This is a genomic window from Maricaulis maris (genome assembly GCF_003634045.1).
Lineage (GTDB): Bacteria > Pseudomonadota > Alphaproteobacteria > Caulobacterales > Maricaulaceae > Maricaulis > Maricaulis maris.
On sequence record NZ_RBIM01000002.1, the window covers coordinates 531,859 to 550,183 of the forward strand.

At 62.6% G+C, this 18,325-nt stretch carries 13 protein-coding genes and 1 tRNA gene; all 14 read right to left on the reverse strand.

All coding sequences use genetic code 11. The features are described 5' to 3' along the window. Nucleotides 1-59 precede the first annotated feature (59 nt). Nucleotides 60-4,133 (reverse strand): DNA-directed RNA polymerase subunit beta, encoded by a 4,074-nt coding sequence (gene rpoB / locus C7435_RS05750; RefSeq protein WP_075189497.1) that lies wholly within the window; start codon nt 4,131-4,133, stop codon nt 60-62. A gap of 212 nt (nt 4,134-4,345) precedes the next feature. Continuing rightward, nucleotides 4,346-4,717, reverse strand: a complete 372-nt coding sequence (rplL, locus tag C7435_RS05755) for a 50S ribosomal protein L7/L12 (protein WP_075189487.1) — start codon at nt 4,715-4,717, stop codon at nt 4,346-4,348. Nucleotides 4,718-4,774: 57 nt separating this feature from the next. Next, nucleotides 4,775-5,290 (reverse strand): 50S ribosomal protein L10, encoded by a 516-nt coding sequence (rplJ, locus tag C7435_RS05760; RefSeq protein WP_075189488.1) that lies wholly within the window; start codon nt 5,288-5,290, stop codon nt 4,775-4,777. A 303-nt stretch (nt 5,291-5,593) separates the two neighbouring features. Further along, complete coding sequence (rplA, locus tag C7435_RS05765; protein WP_075189489.1) at nt 5,594-6,292, reverse strand: 50S ribosomal protein L1; 699 nt, start codon at nt 6,290-6,292, stop codon at nt 5,594-5,596. Between the two features lie 4 nt (nt 6,293-6,296). Beyond that, nucleotides 6,297-6,725 carry a 50S ribosomal protein L11 gene (gene rplK / locus C7435_RS05770; protein ID WP_075189490.1) on the reverse strand — a complete coding sequence of 143 codons (429 nt, stop codon included), beginning with the start codon at nt 6,723-6,725 and terminating at the stop codon, nt 6,297-6,299. Between the two features lie 98 nt (nt 6,726-6,823). Then, the gene (gene nusG / locus C7435_RS05775) at nt 6,824-7,357 is read right to left on the reverse strand and encodes a transcription termination/antitermination protein NusG (protein WP_075189491.1); all 534 of its coding nucleotides are present in this window, start codon (nt 7,355-7,357) and stop codon (nt 6,824-6,826) included. Between the two features lie 11 nt (nt 7,358-7,368). Continuing rightward, nucleotides 7,369-7,629, reverse strand: coding sequence for a preprotein translocase subunit SecE (gene secE / locus C7435_RS05780; RefSeq protein WP_121210356.1), 261 nt, complete (start codon nt 7,627-7,629; stop codon nt 7,369-7,371). 81 nt (nt 7,630-7,710) lie between these two features. Next, nucleotides 7,711-7,786: transfer RNA gene (locus C7435_RS05785), tRNA-Trp, on the reverse strand. Between the two features lie 120 nt (nt 7,787-7,906). After that, on the reverse strand, nt 7,907-8,902 hold the full coding sequence (locus C7435_RS05790; RefSeq protein WP_121210357.1) for a methyltransferase domain-containing protein: 996 nt from the start codon (nt 8,900-8,902) through the stop codon (nt 7,907-7,909). A 145-nt stretch (nt 8,903-9,047) separates the two neighbouring features. Next, entirely contained in the window at nt 9,048-11,942 is a 2,895-nt protein-coding gene (locus C7435_RS05795) for a TonB-dependent receptor domain-containing protein (RefSeq protein ID WP_121210358.1), read from the reverse strand. Nucleotides 11,943-12,220: 278 nt separating this feature from the next. After that, complete coding sequence (locus C7435_RS05800; RefSeq protein WP_121210359.1) at nt 12,221-14,014, reverse strand: tetratricopeptide repeat protein; 1,794 nt, start codon at nt 14,012-14,014, stop codon at nt 12,221-12,223. Further along, entirely contained in the window at nt 14,011-16,140 is a 2,130-nt protein-coding gene (locus C7435_RS05805) for a tetratricopeptide repeat-containing sulfotransferase family protein (protein WP_121210360.1), read from the reverse strand. The genes C7435_RS05800 and C7435_RS05805 overlap by 4 nt, the downstream gene beginning before the upstream one ends. Next, complete coding sequence (locus C7435_RS05810; protein WP_121210361.1) at nt 16,137-16,898, reverse strand: 2OG-Fe(II) oxygenase; 762 nt, start codon at nt 16,896-16,898, stop codon at nt 16,137-16,139. Before C7435_RS05810 ends, C7435_RS05805 begins: the two co-directional genes overlap by 4 nt. Nucleotides 16,899-17,131: 233 nt before the next feature. Beyond that, entirely contained in the window at nt 17,132-18,322 is a 1,191-nt protein-coding gene (tuf, locus tag C7435_RS05815) for an elongation factor Tu (protein WP_121210354.1), read from the reverse strand. Nucleotides 18,323-18,325: the final 3 nt, after the last annotated feature.

Sequence of the window (18,325 nt, forward strand, 5' to 3'; positions counted from 1 at the left end):
TCTCCCAAAAGGGGCAAGCGGGACAGGGAGAGCCCTGCCCCGCAAAATATGGTTCAGCCTTAGCCGTTCTTCAGTTCGACATTGAGGCCGAGAGAACGCATTTCCTTGACAAGCACGTTGAAGCTTTCCGGAACGCCGGCTTCGAAAGTGTCGTCGCCGCGGACAATGGCCTCATAGACCTTGGTCCGGCCGGCCACGTCATCCGACTTCACCGTCAGCATTTCCTGCAGCGTGTAGGCTGCACCGTAAGCTTCCAGTGCCCACACTTCCATCTCGCCGAAGCGCTGGCCACCGAATTGGGCCTTACCACCCAGCGGCTGCTGGGTCACAAGGCTGTACGGGCCGATGGAACGGGCGTGGATCTTGTCGTCCACCAGGTGGTGCAGCTTCAGAAGGTGCTTCACACCCACCGTCACCTTGCGGCGGAAGGGCTCACCGGTCTGGCCGTCATAGAGCGTCGACTGGCCGGACGGATCAAAGCCGGCCTTTTCCAGCCAATGCGCCACATCCGGCTCACGGGCACCGTCGAAGACCGGGGTCGCGATCGGCACGCCATTGGCCAGGTTGCGGCCCAGCTCAGCAATGTCGGCATCGGTTTCCGGCAGTTCATCGCCTTCATAGACCCTGTCCAGCTCGGACTTGAGCGTCGCCGTGCTGCCATCACGCTTGTAGGCGTCATAAGCCTCACCGATCTGCTTGCCGAGACCACGGCAAGCCCAACCCAGGTGGGTTTCAAGGATCTGTCCGACATTCATCCGCGACGGCACGCCGAGCGGGTTGAGGACGATGTCCACCGCCTCGCCATTGGCCAGGAAGGGCATGTCCTCGATCGGATTGATCTTGGAGATGACACCCTTGTTGCCGTGACGGCCGGCCATCTTGTCGCCCGGCTGAAGCTTGCGCTTCACCGCGACGAAGACCTTGACCATCTTCATCACGCCCGGCGGCATTTCATCGCCGCGCTGGAGCTTGTCGACCTTGTCTTCGAAGCGACGGTCGAGACGGGCTTTCGAGTCGTCATACTGCTTTTGCAGGGCTTCGACTTCGGCCATCGCCTTCTCGTCGTCGAGGCCGATACGCCACCAGCCGCTGCGCGGGGTCTCATCAAGCGCGTCCTGTGAAACCTCGCCCTTGGCGAAGCCGCGCGGTCCGGAAACCGCCGTCTTGCCGAGCAGGAGATCACCCAGACGCTGATAGATGTTGCGCTCGAGGATGGCGAGCTCGTCATCGCGGTCCTTGCCGAGACGTTCGATCTCTTCACGCTCGATCGAAATCGCGCGCTCATCCTTGTCGACACCATGACGGTTGAAGACGCGGACTTCCACGACCGTGCCGGTGGCACCGGACGGCATGCGCAGCGAGGTGTCACGGACGTCGGAGGCCTTCTCACCGAAGATGGCGCGCAGAAGCTTTTCTTCCGGCGTCATCGGGCTTTCGCCCTTCGGCGTCACCTTGCCGACGAGAATGTCGCCGGCAGCGACTTCCGCACCGACCGCAACAATACCGGCTTCGTCGAGATTGCGCAGGGCTTCCTCGCCGACATTGGGAATGTCACGGGTGATTTCTTCCGGGCCGAGCTTGGTGTCGCGGGCCGCGATCTCGAACTCTTCGAGGTGGATCGAGGTGAAGACGTCGTCGCGCACGATGCGCTCGGAGATCAGGATCGAGTCCTCAAAATTATAGCCATTCCACGGCATGAAGGCGACGACCACATTCCGGCCGAGCGCAAGCTCGCCGAGATCGGTGGACGGGCCATCCGCGATGATGTCACCGGCATGAACCTGGTCACCCACACGCACGATCGGGCGCTGGTTGATACAGGTCGACTGGTTCGACCGCTGGAACTTGGACAGGCGATAGATGTCGACGCCGGACTTGGCAGCATCGAGATCTTCGGTCGCCCGGATGACGATACGGGTCGCATCGACCTGCTCGATCACACCGGTCCGGCGGGCGGCGATCGCGGCACCGGAATCGCGGGCCACAATGCTTTCCATGCCGGTACCGACCAGCGGGGCTTCCGCCTTCACCAGCGGCACGGCCTGACGCTGCATGTTCGAACCCATCAAGGCGCGGTTGGCGTCATCGTTTTCGAGGAAGGGAATGAGCGCCGCAGCAACCGAAACAACCTGTTTCGGCGACACGTCGATATATTCCACATCTTCACGCGGCACGAGCGTCACATCACCGGCGACGCGGCAGTTGACGAACTCATTGTCCAGCTCGCCCTTCTCGTTCACATGGGCGTTTGCCTGGGCAATCGCGTAGCGTGACTCCTGCATCGCCGACAGATAGTCGACCTGCTCGGTCAGCTTGCCGTGCTCAACCTTGCGGTAGGGGCTCTCGATGAAGCCGTACTTGTTGACACGGGCGAAGGTCGAGAGCGAGTTGATGAGGCCGATATTCGGGCCTTCCGGTGTCTCGATCGGGCAGATCCGGCCGTAATGGGTCGGGTGCACGTCGCGGACTTCGAAGCCGGCACGTTCGCGGGTCAGACCACCCGGGCCAAGCGCCGAGAGACGACGCTTGTGGGTGACTTCCGACAGCGGGTTGGTCTGGTCCATGAATTGCGACAGCTGCGAGGAGCCGAAGAATTCCCGCACGGCAGCGGCAGCCGGCTTGGCGTTGACCAGGTCGTGCGGCATGACCGTCTCGATATCGACCGAGGACATGCGTTCCTTGATCGCGCGCTCCATGCGCAGGAGACCGATGCGGTACTGGTTTTCCATCAGCTCGCCGACCGAACGCACCCGGCGATTGCCGAGATTATCGATATCGTCGATTTCGCCGCGACCATCGCGCAGGTCGACCAGGGTCTTGAGGACCGCGAGGATGTCTTCCTTGCGCAGGGTGCGCATGTCGTCCGGCGCATCCAGATCAAGGCGCATGTTCATTTTCACGCGACCAACGGCCGAGAGGTCATAACGCTCCGGATCAAAGAACAGGCCCTGGAACATCGCCTCGGCGGTTTCCGCCGTCGGCGGCTCACCCGGACGCATGACGCGGTAGATGTCCACCAGCGCCTGTTCACGGCTGTCATTCTTGTCGGCGGCCAGGGTCGCACGGATGTAGGGACCCACGCCGGTAGCCGGATCGATGTCGAGCAGGTTGAGTTCCTTGACGCCAGTATTCTTCAGCGTCTCGAGGATTTCCTCGCTCATTTCGTCGCCGGCTTCGGCAAAGATTTCACCAGTTTCCAGATTGACCATGTCGTCGGCCAGGTAACCGCCGAGCAGATGCTCGTCGGACACCAGCAGAGCGGCCAGACCGTCTTCAGCGAACTTGTTGGCGGCGCGGGCGGAGATCTTCTTGCCGGCCGGAGCGATGATATCGCCCGTCTTGGCGTCGACCAGGTCGCGCACCGGCTTCACACCACGCCAGCGTTCCTTCACGTAAGGAACCGTCCAGCCCTTCTTGGAGCTCTTGTAGGTGACCGTGGAATAGAAGGTCGAGAGAATCTCTTCCTTGTCCAGGCCCAGCGCGTACAGAAGCGTCGTCGCCGGCAGTTTACGGCGGCGGTCGAGACGCATGTGGACCACGTCCTTGGCGTCGAACTCGAAGTCGAGCCAGGAACCGCGATACGGGATGATGCGGGCAGCGAACAGGTATTTGCCCGAGGCATGGGTCTTGCCGCGGTCGTGATCGAAGAAGACGCCCGGCGAGCGGTGCATCTGCGAAACGATCACGCGCTCGGTACCGTTGACCACGAAGGTGCCCTTGTCGGTCATGAGCGGGATATCGCCCATGTAGACGTCCTGCTCCTTGATGTCCTTGACGGAGCGGGCACCGGTTTCCTCGTCCACATCAAACACGATGAGACGCATTTTGACCTTGAGTGGCGCGGCGAACGTCATGTCGCGCTGCTGGCACTCTTCGACGTCGAACTTCGGCGGCTCGAACTCGTAGGACACGAAATCGAGGACAGCCCGTTCGGCGAAATCCTTGACCGGGAAGACGGACTTGAAGACCGCCTGCATGCCGGTGTCGTCGCGCTCGGCGGCAGGCACCTCTTTCATCAGGAAGTGCTCGTATGAGGACTTCTGGACTTCAATGAGATTCGGCATCGCAACGGTTTCCGGAATACGTCCGAAAGACTTGCGAATCCGCTTTTTGCCGGTGAACGACAGACCCATGTCGGCTCCCTTCGCAGACAGCACTGCGCAGTTGTATGCGGGGATCGCCCCCGCGGCGCCGTTCCGTTGGTCAGGACCTGTGACAGCCCGTTCCGTTCGACAATCCGGCCTGGAACGACAGCGGCCGGATCGGGTATTCCAAAGACGGGCTAACGGACGCGCAGGAATACCCCACGCGCCCGTAGCACCGTGTCAGTCACGCCGAAGCGAGACTATTTCAGCTCAACGCTGGCGCCAGCGGCTTCCAGCTTGGCTTTGATTTCTTCCGCTTCAGCTTTCGGAGCGGCTTCCTTGACGGCCTTCGGCGCGCCTTCAACCAGATCCTTGGCTTCTTTCAGGCCCAGGCCCGTGATGGCGCGGACTTCTTTGATGACGTTGATCTTCTTGTCACCAGCACCCGTGAGGACAACGTCGAACTCGTCCTTCTCTTCAGCAGCCGGGGCATCGCCACCGCCAGCCGGACCGGCAACGGCGACAGCAGCTGCTGCCTTGATGCCTTTTTCTTCGAGAAGATCGTTCAGTTCCTTGGCTTCAAGGATGGTAAGGGCGAGAAGTTCGTCGCAGAGTTTAGCTACATCAGCCATTTGTTCAATTCCTTGTCGATGTTCAGTGTGTCAGTTCGAAAGCGGAGAATGACGTGATCAGGCGTCGGCCTTCTCGCGGATGACGTCGATCGCCCCCGCCAGACCTTGACCCGGTGCCATGAGGCGCTGGGCGACCTGGGAGGCCTGCCCCATGAGGCGGGCCGAGATGGTGGCAATAAGCTCTTCGCGGGACGGCATCTTGGAGAGCGCGTCAATGCCGGCGGCGTCGAACACATCCTCTTCCATGAAACCGCCGAGAATGACGAGCTTCTTGTTATCCTTGGCGTACTCGACCATCACCTTCGGCGCGGCCACAAAGTCTTCCGAGTAAGCGATTGCCACCGGACCTGTGAACAGGTCAGCGGCGCCCTCACCCGGCTTGCCTTGCAGTGCGATCTTGGCGAGGCGGTTACGCACCACCTTGAACGTGCCACCCAGCTCGCGGAGCTTGGTGCGCAGTCCCGTCATTTCCGCAACGGTCATGCCCGTATAGTGAGCAATCACAACGGATCCAGCTTCCGAGAAGACGCCATTCAGCTCTTCAACGGTCGCTTCTTTTTGATTGCGATCCATTTTGCGGACTCCCTGTTTGAACCGTCCACCGTGGACGGTTCGGTGAAAACGCCATCACTGCGTCTTCCCCCATTGCGGGTTGGACGCCGTCATGACGCGTCCTGTCCCAGGGCTTGAACCGACAGACCTCAAACAAGGCCAGATCGATCTCGCTCTGTCTCACACAGGGCCCGAATTGGATTAAAGCGGCACCTTGCGGCCCACTCCCTGTGATCTCGGACAGGCCGGCCGACCCACAAAACACGTGAATCGGACCGGAACAGCCCGGCCGGATAATCCGGTCCGGGCTGAAACTCAAGTCTTTTACGCCGAAACGGCGCCAGACGTATCGATTTTTACGCCCGGACCCATTGTCGAAGACAGGGCAATCCGGCGTACATAGGTGCCTTTGGCGCCCGACGGCTTGGCTTTCACGATCGCGTCGACCAGCGCACGAACGTTTTCGGCCAGGGCCGCTTCGGTGAAGCTCGCCTTGCCGACACCGGCGTGAATGATGCCAGCCTTTTCGACGCGGAATTCCACGGCGCCACCCTTGGAGGCCTCGACAGCCTTGGTGACGTCCATGGTGACCGTGCCGACCTTCGGGTTCGGCATCATGCCGCGCGGGCCGAGCACCTTACCGAGACGACCGACCAGCGGCATCATGTCCGGGGTCGCGATGACCTTGTCGAAATTGATGTTGCCGCCGAGGATCTGTTCCATCAGGTCTTCCGCACCGACGACGTCGGCACCGGCCTTGGTGGCCTCTTCAGCCTTCGGGCCCTTGGCGAAGACGGCAACGCGGACCGAGCGGCCGGTGCCGTTCGGAAGGTTGCACACACCACGGACCATCTGGTCGGCATGGCGCGGGTCGACACCCAGATTGATGGCAAGCTCGATGGTTTCATCGAACTTGGCCTTGGCATTGGTTTTCACGTGAGCGACGGCGTCGTCGATCGAGTACAGCGTGTCGCGATCAAAGGTCTCGCGCGCAGCCGAAAGGCGTTTTCCGAGTTTAGCCATGATCTTACTCCGTCACCTGCAGGCCCATGGAACGGGCGGAACCGGCGATGATCTTGGTCGCCTGATCGAGATCGTTCGCATTGAGGTCGGCGAATTTCGCTTCAGCAATCTCGCGGCACTGGGCCAGCGAGACCGAACCAGCCATCGCCTGGCTCGGCGTGCTCGATCCTTTTTGGATCTTCGCGGCCTTCTTCAGGTAGAAGCTGGCCGGCGGGGTCGCCGTGACGAAGGTGAAGGACTTGTCGGAGAAGACAGTGATGGTGGTCGGGATCGGCATCCCTTTTTCCATCTCCTGGGTCTTCGCGTTGAAGGCCTTACAGAATTCCATGATGTTCACGCCGCGCTGACCCAGGGCCGGGCCGATCGGCGGGGACGGGTTTGCAGCGCCGGCAGGCACTTGCAGCTTGATATAGCCGGCAATTTTCTTGGCCATGTTCCCACTCCATAATCAAGGACGCGCCAATCGCGCCCTCGGGGGTTTGCGGTACGACCCGGCATGGACTTGGCGCCGGCATCTCCCGCAGTTACACGCTACTGGATCTTTTCGACCTGAGCGTATTCCAGCTCGACCGGGGTGGCCCGGCCGAAAATGTTGATGGCAACCTTCAGGCGGCCATTTTCATCGTCCACTTCCTCGACAACACCGTTGAAGCTCTGGAAGTGACCGTCGATGACGTTGACGGTCTCGCCGATCTCATAGCTGACGGTCGGACGCGGACGCTCCGCATCCTCTTCCATCTGGCCGAGGATCCGCTTGACCTCATTCTCGGAAACCGGGATCGGCTTCTTGCCCGAGCCGAGAAAGCCGGTGACTTTCGCGGTCGAGGTGACGAGGTGATAGGCTTGGTCGGTCATGTCCATCTTCACGAGGACATAGCCCGGGAAATATTTGCGCTCGGCATTGACCTTGCGGCCCTTGCGAACTTCAACGACATCCTCGGTCGGGACGAGGATTTCCTCGAACTTGTCTTCCAGCCCCTGGATCGATGCTTCGATGCGGATCGCGTCAGCGACCTTCTTCTCGAAGTTCGAATAGGCATGCACGATGTACCACTTGGCAGACATACAGCCTCCTCCTAGGCGCCGAGAGCGAGAATGAACTGGATGCTCGAACTGATGACCCAGTCGACACCCCAGAAGAACAGCATGGCGATCACCGAGAGGATCAGCACAAGCACGGTCGAGACCAAGGTCTCCTGGCGCGTCGTCCAGGTCACCTTGCGGGCTTCCTGACGGACCTGGGACAGGTATTGGAACGGACCAGCACCCTTTTTCTTGGGTGCCGCCGCTTCAGCCTTGCCTTTGGCCGGCGTCGTATTCTTCGCGTTCCGCGTCATTCAAGTCCATCTGGCCCGCTCGGGCCCTCTATTCAAGAGGTGGAGCGCATCATGCGCAACCACCTGAAATTCCATACGGCCTGGCAGGGGCGGAGGGACTCGAACCCCCGACCCTCGGTTTTGGAGACCGATGCTCTACCAACTGAGCTACACCCCTAGGACCGCGCGCGAGATATCACGGTGATCGTGCCACCGCCACATCCGAAGCGCAGCTGTCTACAATGCGGGGCCGCATAAGAAAACAGCTAAAACACACATTCCTGCGTTGCGGCCCTTGTTACGGGCCGGTTCGCGCCGAGATCGACCAGGCGAGACTTTGCTGTCCATTCGCCCCCCTCACCTCGTCAATGGCCACCGCCGGCAGCCCGCCCGCTTCCAGATTCCGGACAATCACCGCGATCCCGCTATCATCCCGGGCGGCGGCAATCATCGAGCGCATGCGATGCGCGTAGGCGTCCAACTCGGCGCCATGGGCGGCAAGCCAGGTCTCCAGCTCACCGGGTGCGTAATGACCGGCGCGACCGGCAACTGTCGAACAATCCTGCCAGAGCCGGGTCAGGAGCGTCCGGGCAGCGCCGGGTGCGGCACCCCGCAAAACCTCGCCGACCGCGTCCAGAGCCGTTGCGAGCGCCTGCATGGCCCGCTGCAGGGCGGCCGGTGCCGCCTTGCCGACGGCGTGCCGCGCCGCGATCGCGACCAGGCGGTCGAGCCGGCGCAGGAGACCGCTGTCACGAACCGCATCAAGCAAGGCGAGATTGGCGACGCATTCCTGCTCGATGGCGCCGCCGCGACGGTGCACGAGGGCGTGCAGGCCGCCGTCCGCCGCCGTCACGCGCGCGGCATCGGCAAAGGCGTCCTCACCGGCATATTCCAGACCGAACTGGCTGACCACACAGTCGAAGCTGGCCGTCGCAAAGGGCAAGGCGGCACTGTCGGCCACCACCGGAAGCACGGCATCGGTCGCAACAGCCCCGGCCGCCGCGGCAACCGCCGCCGGGGCAATGTCGGTGCAGTGCAGTTTCAGGTCGAGATTTTCGACGGGTCCAGCGCAGTTATGGGCAAGCCGGACCAGCTCGCCCTCCCCGCAGGCCGCGTCGAGCACGGAAACCGAGGCCCCCGGATGGAAATGCTGATCGAAAATGCCGGCCCAGTGCGACCGCAACACGTGTGAAGTCTGGCCATCGCGAAAACGATGGTCCGGCGCCGAGGCAGCCTGCGACCAGAACTGCGTCCACGCCGCCTGAGCCTTGGTTCTGTTGGAGCGTCGTGACATGGCGCAAAGGTGACCCAGTCAAGTCTGCGGCGCAAACCGCACGGGCAGCCAGCGCAACACGTCGCCACCGCCAAGTGGCAAAACGGACAAAGAAAAAGGGCGGGCCAAACGGCCCGCCCTTCCCCATTTCGGTATCAGCTTACGCTTAGAAGCGCAGGCGGCCACCCACGAAGAGGCGACGGCCCAGCGTTTCGTACGTTGCCGGCCAGGTGTTAGCCTGCTCCGACGCGGTCGAACCGAGTTCCGGAACGTCGGTGTCGGTGAAGTTGGTCACACCGATCGTCGCCGTGAAGGCTTCGTTCACGTCATAGGCAAACGTGACGTCGAAGTAGTTCTTCGCAACGATGTCGTCCGACAGGTCGGAAACCGCAGCTGCCGTGGTGCCATCGGCATCAAGCGCACCAATGTGACGCCAGCGCAGCGAGGTCGTGAACGGACCCGTGTACCAGGACGTCTGCATGGAGTGCTTGTACTCCGGCGTCGGCTCACCACAGTCCAGACCATAGAGGCCTGCACATTCGATGACCGGCGACGAAGCCGACGTGGTGAAGTCTGCTTCGGAGACAAAGCCACCATAGTAGGTGACAGCCATGTCGCCCGGCAGGCCGATCACGTCAGCGGCGAAGGAGTAATCGACGCGAAGGTCGAAACCCACAGCCGTGAGCGTTGCCACGTTGATCGGCGACAGGTTCGGCAGGAAGCCGCTGGCGCCCATTTCACCGGTATTCGGGTTACGCGACGGGGTACCGCCACCAGCCGGATACAGGGTGTCACACGATGCCTGAATGCCGGTCAGGTGGCATTCGTTCAGCAGCGTCTGGAGCGGAACCGTGGAAATCGCATCCTGGATCTCGATGTTGTAGTAATCGAGCTGGATGGTCAGACCTTCGATCGCGCTCGGCTCGATGACCGCACCGATGGTGAAGGTATCAGCCGTTTCCGCACCCAGGTTGGTGTTACCACCGAACAGGGCTTCCATCTGGGCATTGCCCTGGAACGCTGCGCCAAGCTGGCCAGCCGGAACGCCGGCAGCCGTACAGGTCGCGTCGATCGTAGCGGCCGAGTAGGAACCGTTGGCACCGCCGGAGCACGGGTCGGTTGCGCCCGGGAAGCCGTTGGTGAACGGAGCGAACAGATCGTTGACGTTCGGAGCACGAACGGCGCGGTTGAAGTTACCACGCAGACGGATCTGGTCGTTGATCTGCCAGCCAAGGCCCACAGCGAAGGTCTCGGTGTTGCCGACCGTGTTGTACTCAGAGGTACGGAAGGCAAGGTTCAGGCTCAGCGATTCCATCATCGCCTTGCCGGTCACCAACGGAACTTCGGCTTCAGCGAAGAACTCGTAGACATCAACCACACCTGCAACCGGCAGGGAGGAGTTGAAGCCACGAACGTCCGGGCCAAGCACGGAGTCAGGGATCGATTCAGCGGATGATTCACGATACTCGACACCGAGGACCAGGGCCGGGGCGTATTCGGCCGTCGGCAGTTGGAACATCGGCAGCTCGCCGTTCACCGTCGCAACCGTCTGGAACAGCTCGACATTGTCGATCTGGGCGCCGGTACGCGAGATGTACGCAGCACCTTCAGCCGAGATCGAACCCGGGCCGCCAAAGATGTTGACGTACGGGGCCGAACAACCGGTCGCGGCCTGGTGGCAAAGGACGGCATCCTGCAGGGCCGAAACGGACAGGTTGCCCGTCTGGATCTGCGAGATGGACGAGCGCGAGTAGTTCGCAAACGCGTCATACGACCAATTTTCGTTGATGTCGCCGCGAGCGCCGAACACCAGCTGGTAGGAACTCGTATCACGCAGCGAGTTCCGCGTGCCGAGCTCTTCATAACGACGCGAGGTACGAATGGTGGCAGTGCCGTCACCATTGTTGGAACCGGTGTAAGACTCATCAACATTCGGTGTCAGCGGATCGTCCGCAATGCTGACATCGTTCGTCATCAGAGCCAGAAGGTCGGCCGGGATGTTCGGGTCGGACAGGTCAACGTTCAGGGTCACACCGGCCGGCGTCGGAGCCAGCTGGGAATCAACGACGTTGTTGGCGTAAACGCCACGACCGTACAGCTCGAAATGCTCATTCACTTCATAGGTCGCGAAGGCCGAGAAGTTGTAGCGCTCTTGCGGCAGCTGCAGGTAGTTGGACGGCGCATAGTTGTAGGTGTCGTTCGGGTTACCGAAACGCATGCCACGAACCTGGCCTTGCTCGTTCACGAAGAAGCCCGAGCAGGTGTTACCGACACAATCGCCGTCGAACGTCTCGACATCAGCCGTGGTGAGGCCAAAGTTGGACGTGGTCGCGCCACGGATACGGGTACCCGGAATGTTCGACGAGCCACCGGCGATGAAGCCGTCGGCAGCATTGCCCGGACCCGGATCCCAATTCGTCAGCTGCGAGAACTCGCGGTCACCCTGGAAGACGGCCTGGCGGTTGGTGTAACCCATGGAGATGACAGCGTTACCCCGACCATCGTCGAAATTGCCGCCCATCGTGATCGACAGGGTCGTGATCTCACCATCGAGGTCACCCAGCGAAAGTTCCTGCGACGCGTTGATCTCAACGCCTTCGAAGTCATCCTTCATGATGAAGTTGACAACACCGGCAACAGCGTCCGAACCGTAAACGGCCGAAGCACCACCGGTCACGATGTCGACAGAGTCGACAAGCGCGGACGGGATGTTGTTGAGGTCGACGACCTGGGCCGGACCGGAACCGACGAAGCGCATGCCGTCGACGAGGACGAGCGTACGGGTCGTGCCGAGGCCACGCAGGCTGACCGTTGCCGTACCGTTACCCGGGTTGTTCGAGGTCGAGTCGAACGCCGGAACGACTTGCGGCAGGGTGTTGATGAAGTCTTCGGTGTTGACCGTGTTCACAACCGCGAGCTGCTCAGCAGACACGTTCGTGATCGGGCTCGGCGCCACCGTATCGGTACGCTGGATGCGCGAACCGGTTACGACAACGACGTCGTCGTCTTGTGCTACAGCGGGAGCCGCGACGGCCAGACCGCTGATCAGCGTGCTTGCCATCAGGCAAGTCTTCAAGGACTTGGATCTCACTCTTAATCCCTCCGAGTAAGGTATACGGAAAGGATGGGCTCACTCAGTCACGTGAGTTTTGAGCCCCCCTCAGATTCGGATCGCCCGAAAGCTTTCCATTTCTGCAAGGTACGTCTGCGATTTCGGGGGGGTCAATGACATCACACCGTCACAATCGGTCTTTGCGATACACTGTTGCAGGTTTGTCGCAGACGAAAGCAGCCGGAAAGTAGCGATGTCGTACCAGCAGGTCGATCAACGAAACTTGCTCAGGGATCGGGCAGAAGGTCGAACGGTGCGGTGATCCGCAACTCATCGCCCTGGAACGGCTCAACGCCATGCCAGAAGAAGGACGGGAAGAAAATCGCGTGGCCCGGCTCGGGCAGAATGTAGCGCTCGGCCGGAAGCGCCAAACCTGGCAGGCCTGGCACGCCCAGCCGGAGCCATCCGTCCCGCTCGCCATCCAGAACACGCTTCGGTATTTTCACGTAGTAGCTGGCACTCACCCAGCCGGCCGGATGGACATGATCCACATGCCCGCCACCGGAGCGGAGACGCACGGACCAGGCCCCGGCCAGCCGCGCCCGCCCCGTATTGCGCGCCAGAAACGGATGATCCGGGTCCTCGGGCAATTCAGCCAGATATTTTCGGGACAAATCCTGCAACGCCATCGCCAATTCGCGAATCACCGGGTCATCGCTGTTCCACAAACGACCGGCTGACTGTGTGCCGCCATACAGGGTCTGTTCCAGCGGCGCGGCGCCATCGGCGTGCAAGGCCTCGATTCGCTCCGCCAGCGCCTCGTTGAAATCGGCCAGCGAGGCATAGCCGGGCGGCGGCGTGATCGGCATCTTGCGCGCGAAACGGTCATAGTCGCACAGGCGGGCATAACGGGCATCGCCGGTTTGGCGCCAGGCGACCGACTGCAGGGCAAGGTGTTTTTGCAAGTGTTCCGCCGGCGGGTCGACGGTCAACACATCGACAGCCTCAGCCCAGGCTGAATTCACCAGCAAGGCTTCGGCAAGACCGTGCCGGGCGGCCCAATCCTGGCCCTCTGACATGGCAAAGGCCCGCCGCGCATCAACCAGCGCAGCGGCGGCATCGCCTGTCCGCAAACTCAACTCGCTGCGGACCATGGCCGCCGCCACAGCCGCGGGATCGCGCGCCAGGGCTGCATCGGCCGCGGCCCGGGCAGCAACAGCGTCGCCGCTGCGCATCAACAGCCGCGCGAGCAGGGCGTTGAGCTGCGGATCACCACTTGCCGTGATTGCCTGTTTGAGACTGTCCAGTGCTGAAGCACCTTGCCCCGCCTCGAACAGGAGACTGGCGAGGTCGGCGTGATAGCCCGCATCGAACGGCGCCAGCGACAAGGCCTGCCGATAGGCCCGCTCGGCACCGGCAATATCGAGCCGCGTGCGCAGGCTGTGGCCAAGCTGGGCGTGAGCCTCGGCCATGCCAGGCGCCAGCTGGCAGGCCTGTTCAAGATCGGTGCAGGCCTCCGCCAGTCGGCCCGCCTCGCGCAACAGCGCACCGCGATTGATCCGCGGCAGGACGGCCCGGTCATCACTGGCAATCGCCGCCGTGAACGCGCGCTCAGCCGCCACATCATCGCCGCGCCGGCGCGCCAGATTTCCCAGCGCATTCAACGCTCCGGCATGCCCCGGCCGGAGCGCCAACACATCGTCCAACGCTGCCTCGGCGGCGTCAAAATCATCGCCGCCCGACAGGGTCAGGGCGAGGTTCAGCCGGGCATCAAAATAGTCCGGAGCCAGTTCGATCGCGCGCCGGTAGGCGTCAACCGCCGCCCCACTCCGTCCGGCCCGGCCATGATGATTGCCGAAATTATTATGGACGACGGCAGGTTGGGAGTGGCTGTCGGCGGCGGCAGCAAAGTCGGCGCAGGCGCCGGGATCATCGCCAGCCCGGCTGCGCGCCATGGCCCGCAACATCAGAGCGTCAGCCTGTCCCGGTGTCGCCAACAGGACCTTGTCCAACAGATCAACAGCGTCTGCTAAGCGGCCAGCCTGCAGCAGACCTGCGGCCCTCTGCAGCGTCTCGATCATGACCGTGCCCGCCCCCGCAACCGGTCAAGCCAGGCGCCGATACCGCCGCCGCTTGAGGGCCGGCGCCGACCCGTGTCATCGTCGGCATTTTCATGGGGATGATTGTCGGCATCATGTCCGGTCCAGGCACCGGTGTCCGGATCGACCGGCCAGCAGGACAGCTCATCGTCAAAGGCGCCGAGCCAGTCGCGATAGGGGGTCGTGCTGTCGAGATGCTGCGGCGATGGCGCCCGCCGGACCTGCAACGCGGAAAACGTCATCACCGCGCGATCCTGCTTGTAGAATTCCAGGCAGGCACGCGACCAGCCGATCCGAGTGCGGGCCAGGATGTAGCGCAGCCGGTCCTCGAAATCGCGCACGAAGTCTTCGTACTGGATCGTCGTGACCCGGCCGGGATAATGCCGCGCCCAATGATCGCCGATCCGCGCCTGGTGGGCGTAGTAATGGGCGATGTCCCCGAGGTCATGGGCAAAAGGCCACATGCGCGAGAAATTGCGGCGATAGATCGAAAAGGCCGTCTCAACGGGCTTGCGGCGGATATGCAGCACCGGTGCGTCGGGAAACATCTGCCTGATCAGGCCGATGGCGAGGAAGTTGGAGGGTTGTTTGTCCGTCACCCAGCGCGCGCCCTCAAGCCCGTGCGCCTCGTATTGGCCGAGATAACGGGCGCGCCAGGCCTCCAGCCGGGCCTCGGGAATGGGGCCACCGCTATAGCGGTCCTGCTTCGCCCAGCGCTCGAACTCCGCAAGAATGACGATCATGGCGCTCAACTCGCCACCACCGACCACATCTTCGTGCGCTGCCAGGGCCGCCTCCAACAGCGTGGTGCCAGAGCGGGGCATGCCGACGATAAAGACCGGTGTCGGTCCCGTGCCCATGACCGGTGCGGTGGTATCAACCTCGTCAAACGCGGCGATCAGCCGGTCGACGCGGGCTTCGTGGGCACCGCGGTCATAGGCTGAACGGGCCTTGCCCGTGTGCTGGACATGCTTGCAAGAATTGGCCGCGCGCCAGGCGGCGAAGGCGGCATCACGCTGCTTGGCGGCGTGACGACAATCGCCCAGCGCAAACAGGCCGATCGCCTTGCGATCAACGGCCAGGTCGGGCCGGTCGATCTCCGCCTGCAGGCGCTCGATATCGACTTCCGGCAAGGCGCCGCGGGTGAGTTCGCACAACATGCCATAGGCTTCCAGCTGGGCCGGATCATGTTCCAGGGTCTGGCGGGCCAGGGCGATGGCTTCGTCGGTATGACCGAACATGGTCTCGATCCGGGCCAGGCCGAAACTCGCTTCGGCGCAGGCATCATCCAGCGACAGTGCACGCTGGAAAGCAGACCGGGCCGAGGCCATGTCACGCGCCCCGATCATCAAGCGCCCCAGCGCGGCCCAGTTTTCCGCGTCCCCGGGATGGGCATCGACAACCGGCCGGAATATCTCGACGGCACGGCGATAATAACCCTGCTCACCCAGCGCGAGCGCCAGCGCGCCGCGTGCTTCCTCATCGTCCGGCGCGGCAGCCAGCCAGCGCCCGGCCTGATCGCTCATGGCGACCCAGTCACCGAGCTGACGCGACACCATCGCCTGTACGCGCAGCAAGTCCGGTGAACCGGCCAGCCCGCCGGTCTCCGCACTGCGGGCCGCCTTGCGGGCAGCGGCAAAGTCGCCCGTCTCCAGGCGCGCCGCGGCCAGCATCAGGGCGAGATGGGCCGCGGCAGGATGTTGCGGTTCGATCTCGAGCGCCCGCGACAACGCGTCCCCGGCCAGGTCATAGACCCCGGCCCGGCCCGCGACATCACCCAACCGGCCCTGGACGTCGAACCGGCCCGGCGCGAGCGTCGCTGCCCGGCTTGCGGCCTCGAGGGCAGCAGCAAGATTGCCGGACATTTCATGCTGGATCGAGCGATAAAGCGGCGCCGAGGCATTGGCCGGATCGGCCGCCTCGGCGCGGTCGAGCCAGCTGCTGCCGGCGGCCAAGTCCCCGGTCTCCAGGGCACAGACGCCCTGGATCGCCATCGCCTCGGCATTATCCGGCATCTCGGCGAGGACGGCATCGCACAGGCCGCGAGCCCCCGCGAAATCCTCGGCCAGCCGGCGTTGCCCGGCCTCGGCAAGACGCGGATCGCTCATCCTGCCGCCCCGGCGGCGGGGTCATTGCGAAACCAGCCGGTGATCTGATAGCGGCCCTCGCCGGCAAATGGCGCAACCGGGCTGACCGCATGCATGCGTCGCCCGTCGAATATCGACAGCATGTTGAAACGCGGCAGGAAGGCCCGCGACACGTCCAGCCCGTCCTCGATCAACATCAGCAGGCCGCCCCAATCGGTCTGCCAATTGCGCGTGAAGCCAAGCGTATAGGCGGCAACACGCTCACGCTCATGCCCCTCATCGACATGGCGTGTCAGAAAATGACCCCGCGCATAGCGGGTCGCCTGGGCATCGGCCTTGGTCACCAGTGGCGCCCCAGTCACGGCTTGGCCGAAATCGAGAAATTCGCGGGAGTTGAGAAACTCGGTCACCCGGTGGATCGGATGCCCCGGATCCCAGTGCGAGGTATAGGCCTGGATCATCGGATAGGCGTCGTAGAGATAGCCGTAATTTTTCTGCGCCCGCTGCATCACCGCGCCGATCTGGGCTGCAACCGCTTCGCGGCCCATGCGCTGGACGTCCTGCTGGGTCAGCTGGACAATGACGTCCTCGCCGTGCGGCGTCGGTTCGGGGAAGACCAGGCGCCAATTCAGCGTCTCCCGCAGGAGGGCGCTGATCTGCTCGGCAAGGTCAGGCTCGAACACGTCGGGGATCTGGACCAGCGGCATCTCGGCATAACGGCTCGCCCACTCGGCGGCATCAAGGGCCGGATTGAGGCGAAGATCGAGTGTATCGGCCATGGCGGGTCACTACCTGTAACAAACGGACCGAAAACACCTATCCACGCCACTCGGCGGTGTCCAGATGAGCGGTCAGCAAGCGCCAGCCCTGGCGCAAACGAAAACGGCGCGCTCCACGAGGAGCGCGCCGCATTCTTGCGTCGATATCGGGTGTGTCTACTCGATGATTTTCGAGACGACGCCGGCGCCGCCAGATCTTGCTGACGGTTGGGCCGGCCGGTTTGCCTCAAAGACTATTCAATAATCTTAGAGACCACACCTGCCCCAACGGTGCGGCCACCTTCACGGATGGCGAAGCGGAGCTTCTCTTCCATGGCGATCGGCACGATCAGCTCGACATTCATTTCGACATTGTCGCCCGGCATCACCATTTCCGTGCCTTCGTTCAGCGTCACGACGCCGGTGACGTCGGTCGTGCGGAAGTAGAATTGCGGACGGTAATTGGTGAAGAACGGCGTGTGACGGCCACCCTCTTCCTTGGTCAGGATATAGGCTTCTGCCACGAATTTGTGGTGCGGCGTGATGGAGCCCGGCTTGGCCAGAACCTGGCCACGCTCGACGCCTTCACGATCGACGCCGCGCAGCAGCACACCGACATTGTCGCCGGCCTGGCCCTGATCGAGCAGCTTGCGGAACATTTCAACGCCGGTACAGGTCGTCTTCGAGGTGTCACGAACACCGACGATTTCGATCTCTTCACCAACCTTGACGACACCGCGCTCGATACGGCCGGTCACAACCGTGCCGCGGCCCGAGATCGAGAACACGTCCTCGATCGGCATCAGGAAAGGCTGGTCGATCGGACGCTCAGGCGTCGGGATGTAGTCGTCGACAGCCGCCATCAGCTCAAGGATCTTGTCCTTGCCAATGTGGTCGTCACGGCCTTCAACAGCCGCCAGGGCCGAACCGGCCACGATCGGCAGGTCGTCGCCCGGGAACTCGTAGGAGGACAGAAGTTCGCGAACTTCCATTTCCACCAGCTCGAGCAGTTCTTCATCGTCGACCTGGTCGACCTTGTTGAGGAAGACCACCAGCGCCGGAACGCCAACCTGGCGCGCCAGCAGGATGTGTTCGCGCGTCTGCGGCATCGGGCCGTCAGCGGCGTTCACAACCAGGATCGCGCCGTCCATCTGCGCCGCACCCGTGATCATGTTCTTCACATAGTCAGCGTGGCCCGGGCAATCAACGTGGGCGTAGTGACGGTTGGCCGTCTCGTATTCAACGTGAGCCGTCGAGATGGTGATGCCGCGCGCTTTTTCTTCCGGCGCACTGTCAATCTCGTCATAACCCTTCGCCGTACCGCCGGATGCTTCCGCCAGTACCATCGTGATCGCAGCCGTCAGCGTCGTCTTGCCATGGTCAACGTGACCAATCGTGCCGATGTTCGCGTGCGGCTTGGTGCGCTCAAACTTTTCCTTCGCCATCGA

Bases quoted from the DNA above. Each gene is read 5' to 3' on its own strand.
- rpoB (WP_075189497.1), bottom strand. From the start codon at position 4,133: ATGGGTCTGTCGTTCACCGGCAAAAAGCGGATTCGCAAGTCTTTCGGA.
- rplL (WP_075189487.1), bottom strand. From the start codon at position 4,717: ATGGCTGATGTAGCTAAACTCTGCGACGAACTTCTCGCCCTTACCATC.
- rplJ (WP_075189488.1), bottom strand. From the start codon at position 5,290: ATGGATCGCAATCAAAAAGAAGCGACCGTTGAAGAGCTGAATGGCGTC.
- rplA (WP_075189489.1), bottom strand. From the start codon at position 6,292: ATGGCTAAACTCGGAAAACGCCTTTCGGCTGCGCGCGAGACCTTTGAT.
- rplK (WP_075189490.1), bottom strand. From the start codon at position 6,725: ATGGCCAAGAAAATTGCCGGCTATATCAAGCTGCAAGTGCCTGCCGGC.
- nusG (WP_075189491.1), bottom strand. From the start codon at position 7,357: ATGTCTGCCAAGTGGTACATCGTGCATGCCTATTCGAACTTCGAGAAG.
- secE (WP_121210356.1), bottom strand. From the start codon at position 7,629: ATGACGCGGAACGCGAAGAATACGACGCCGGCCAAAGGCAAGGCTGAA.
- C7435_RS05790 (WP_121210357.1), bottom strand. From the start codon at position 8,902: ATGTCACGACGCTCCAACAGAACCAAGGCTCAGGCGGCGTGGACGCAG.
- C7435_RS05795 (WP_121210358.1), bottom strand. From the start codon at position 11,942: ATGGCAAGCACGCTGATCAGCGGTCTGGCCGTCGCGGCTCCCGCTGTA.
- C7435_RS05800 (WP_121210359.1), bottom strand. From the start codon at position 14,014: ATGATCGAGACGCTGCAGAGGGCCGCAGGTCTGCTGCAGGCTGGCCGC.
- C7435_RS05805 (WP_121210360.1), bottom strand. From the start codon at position 16,140: ATGAGCGATCCGCGTCTTGCCGAGGCCGGGCAACGCCGGCTGGCCGAG.
- C7435_RS05810 (WP_121210361.1), bottom strand. From the start codon at position 16,898: ATGGCCGATACACTCGATCTTCGCCTCAATCCGGCCCTTGATGCCGCC.
- tuf (WP_121210354.1), bottom strand. From the start codon at position 18,322: ATGGCGAAGGAAAAGTTTGAGCGCACCAAGCCGCACGCGAACATCGGC.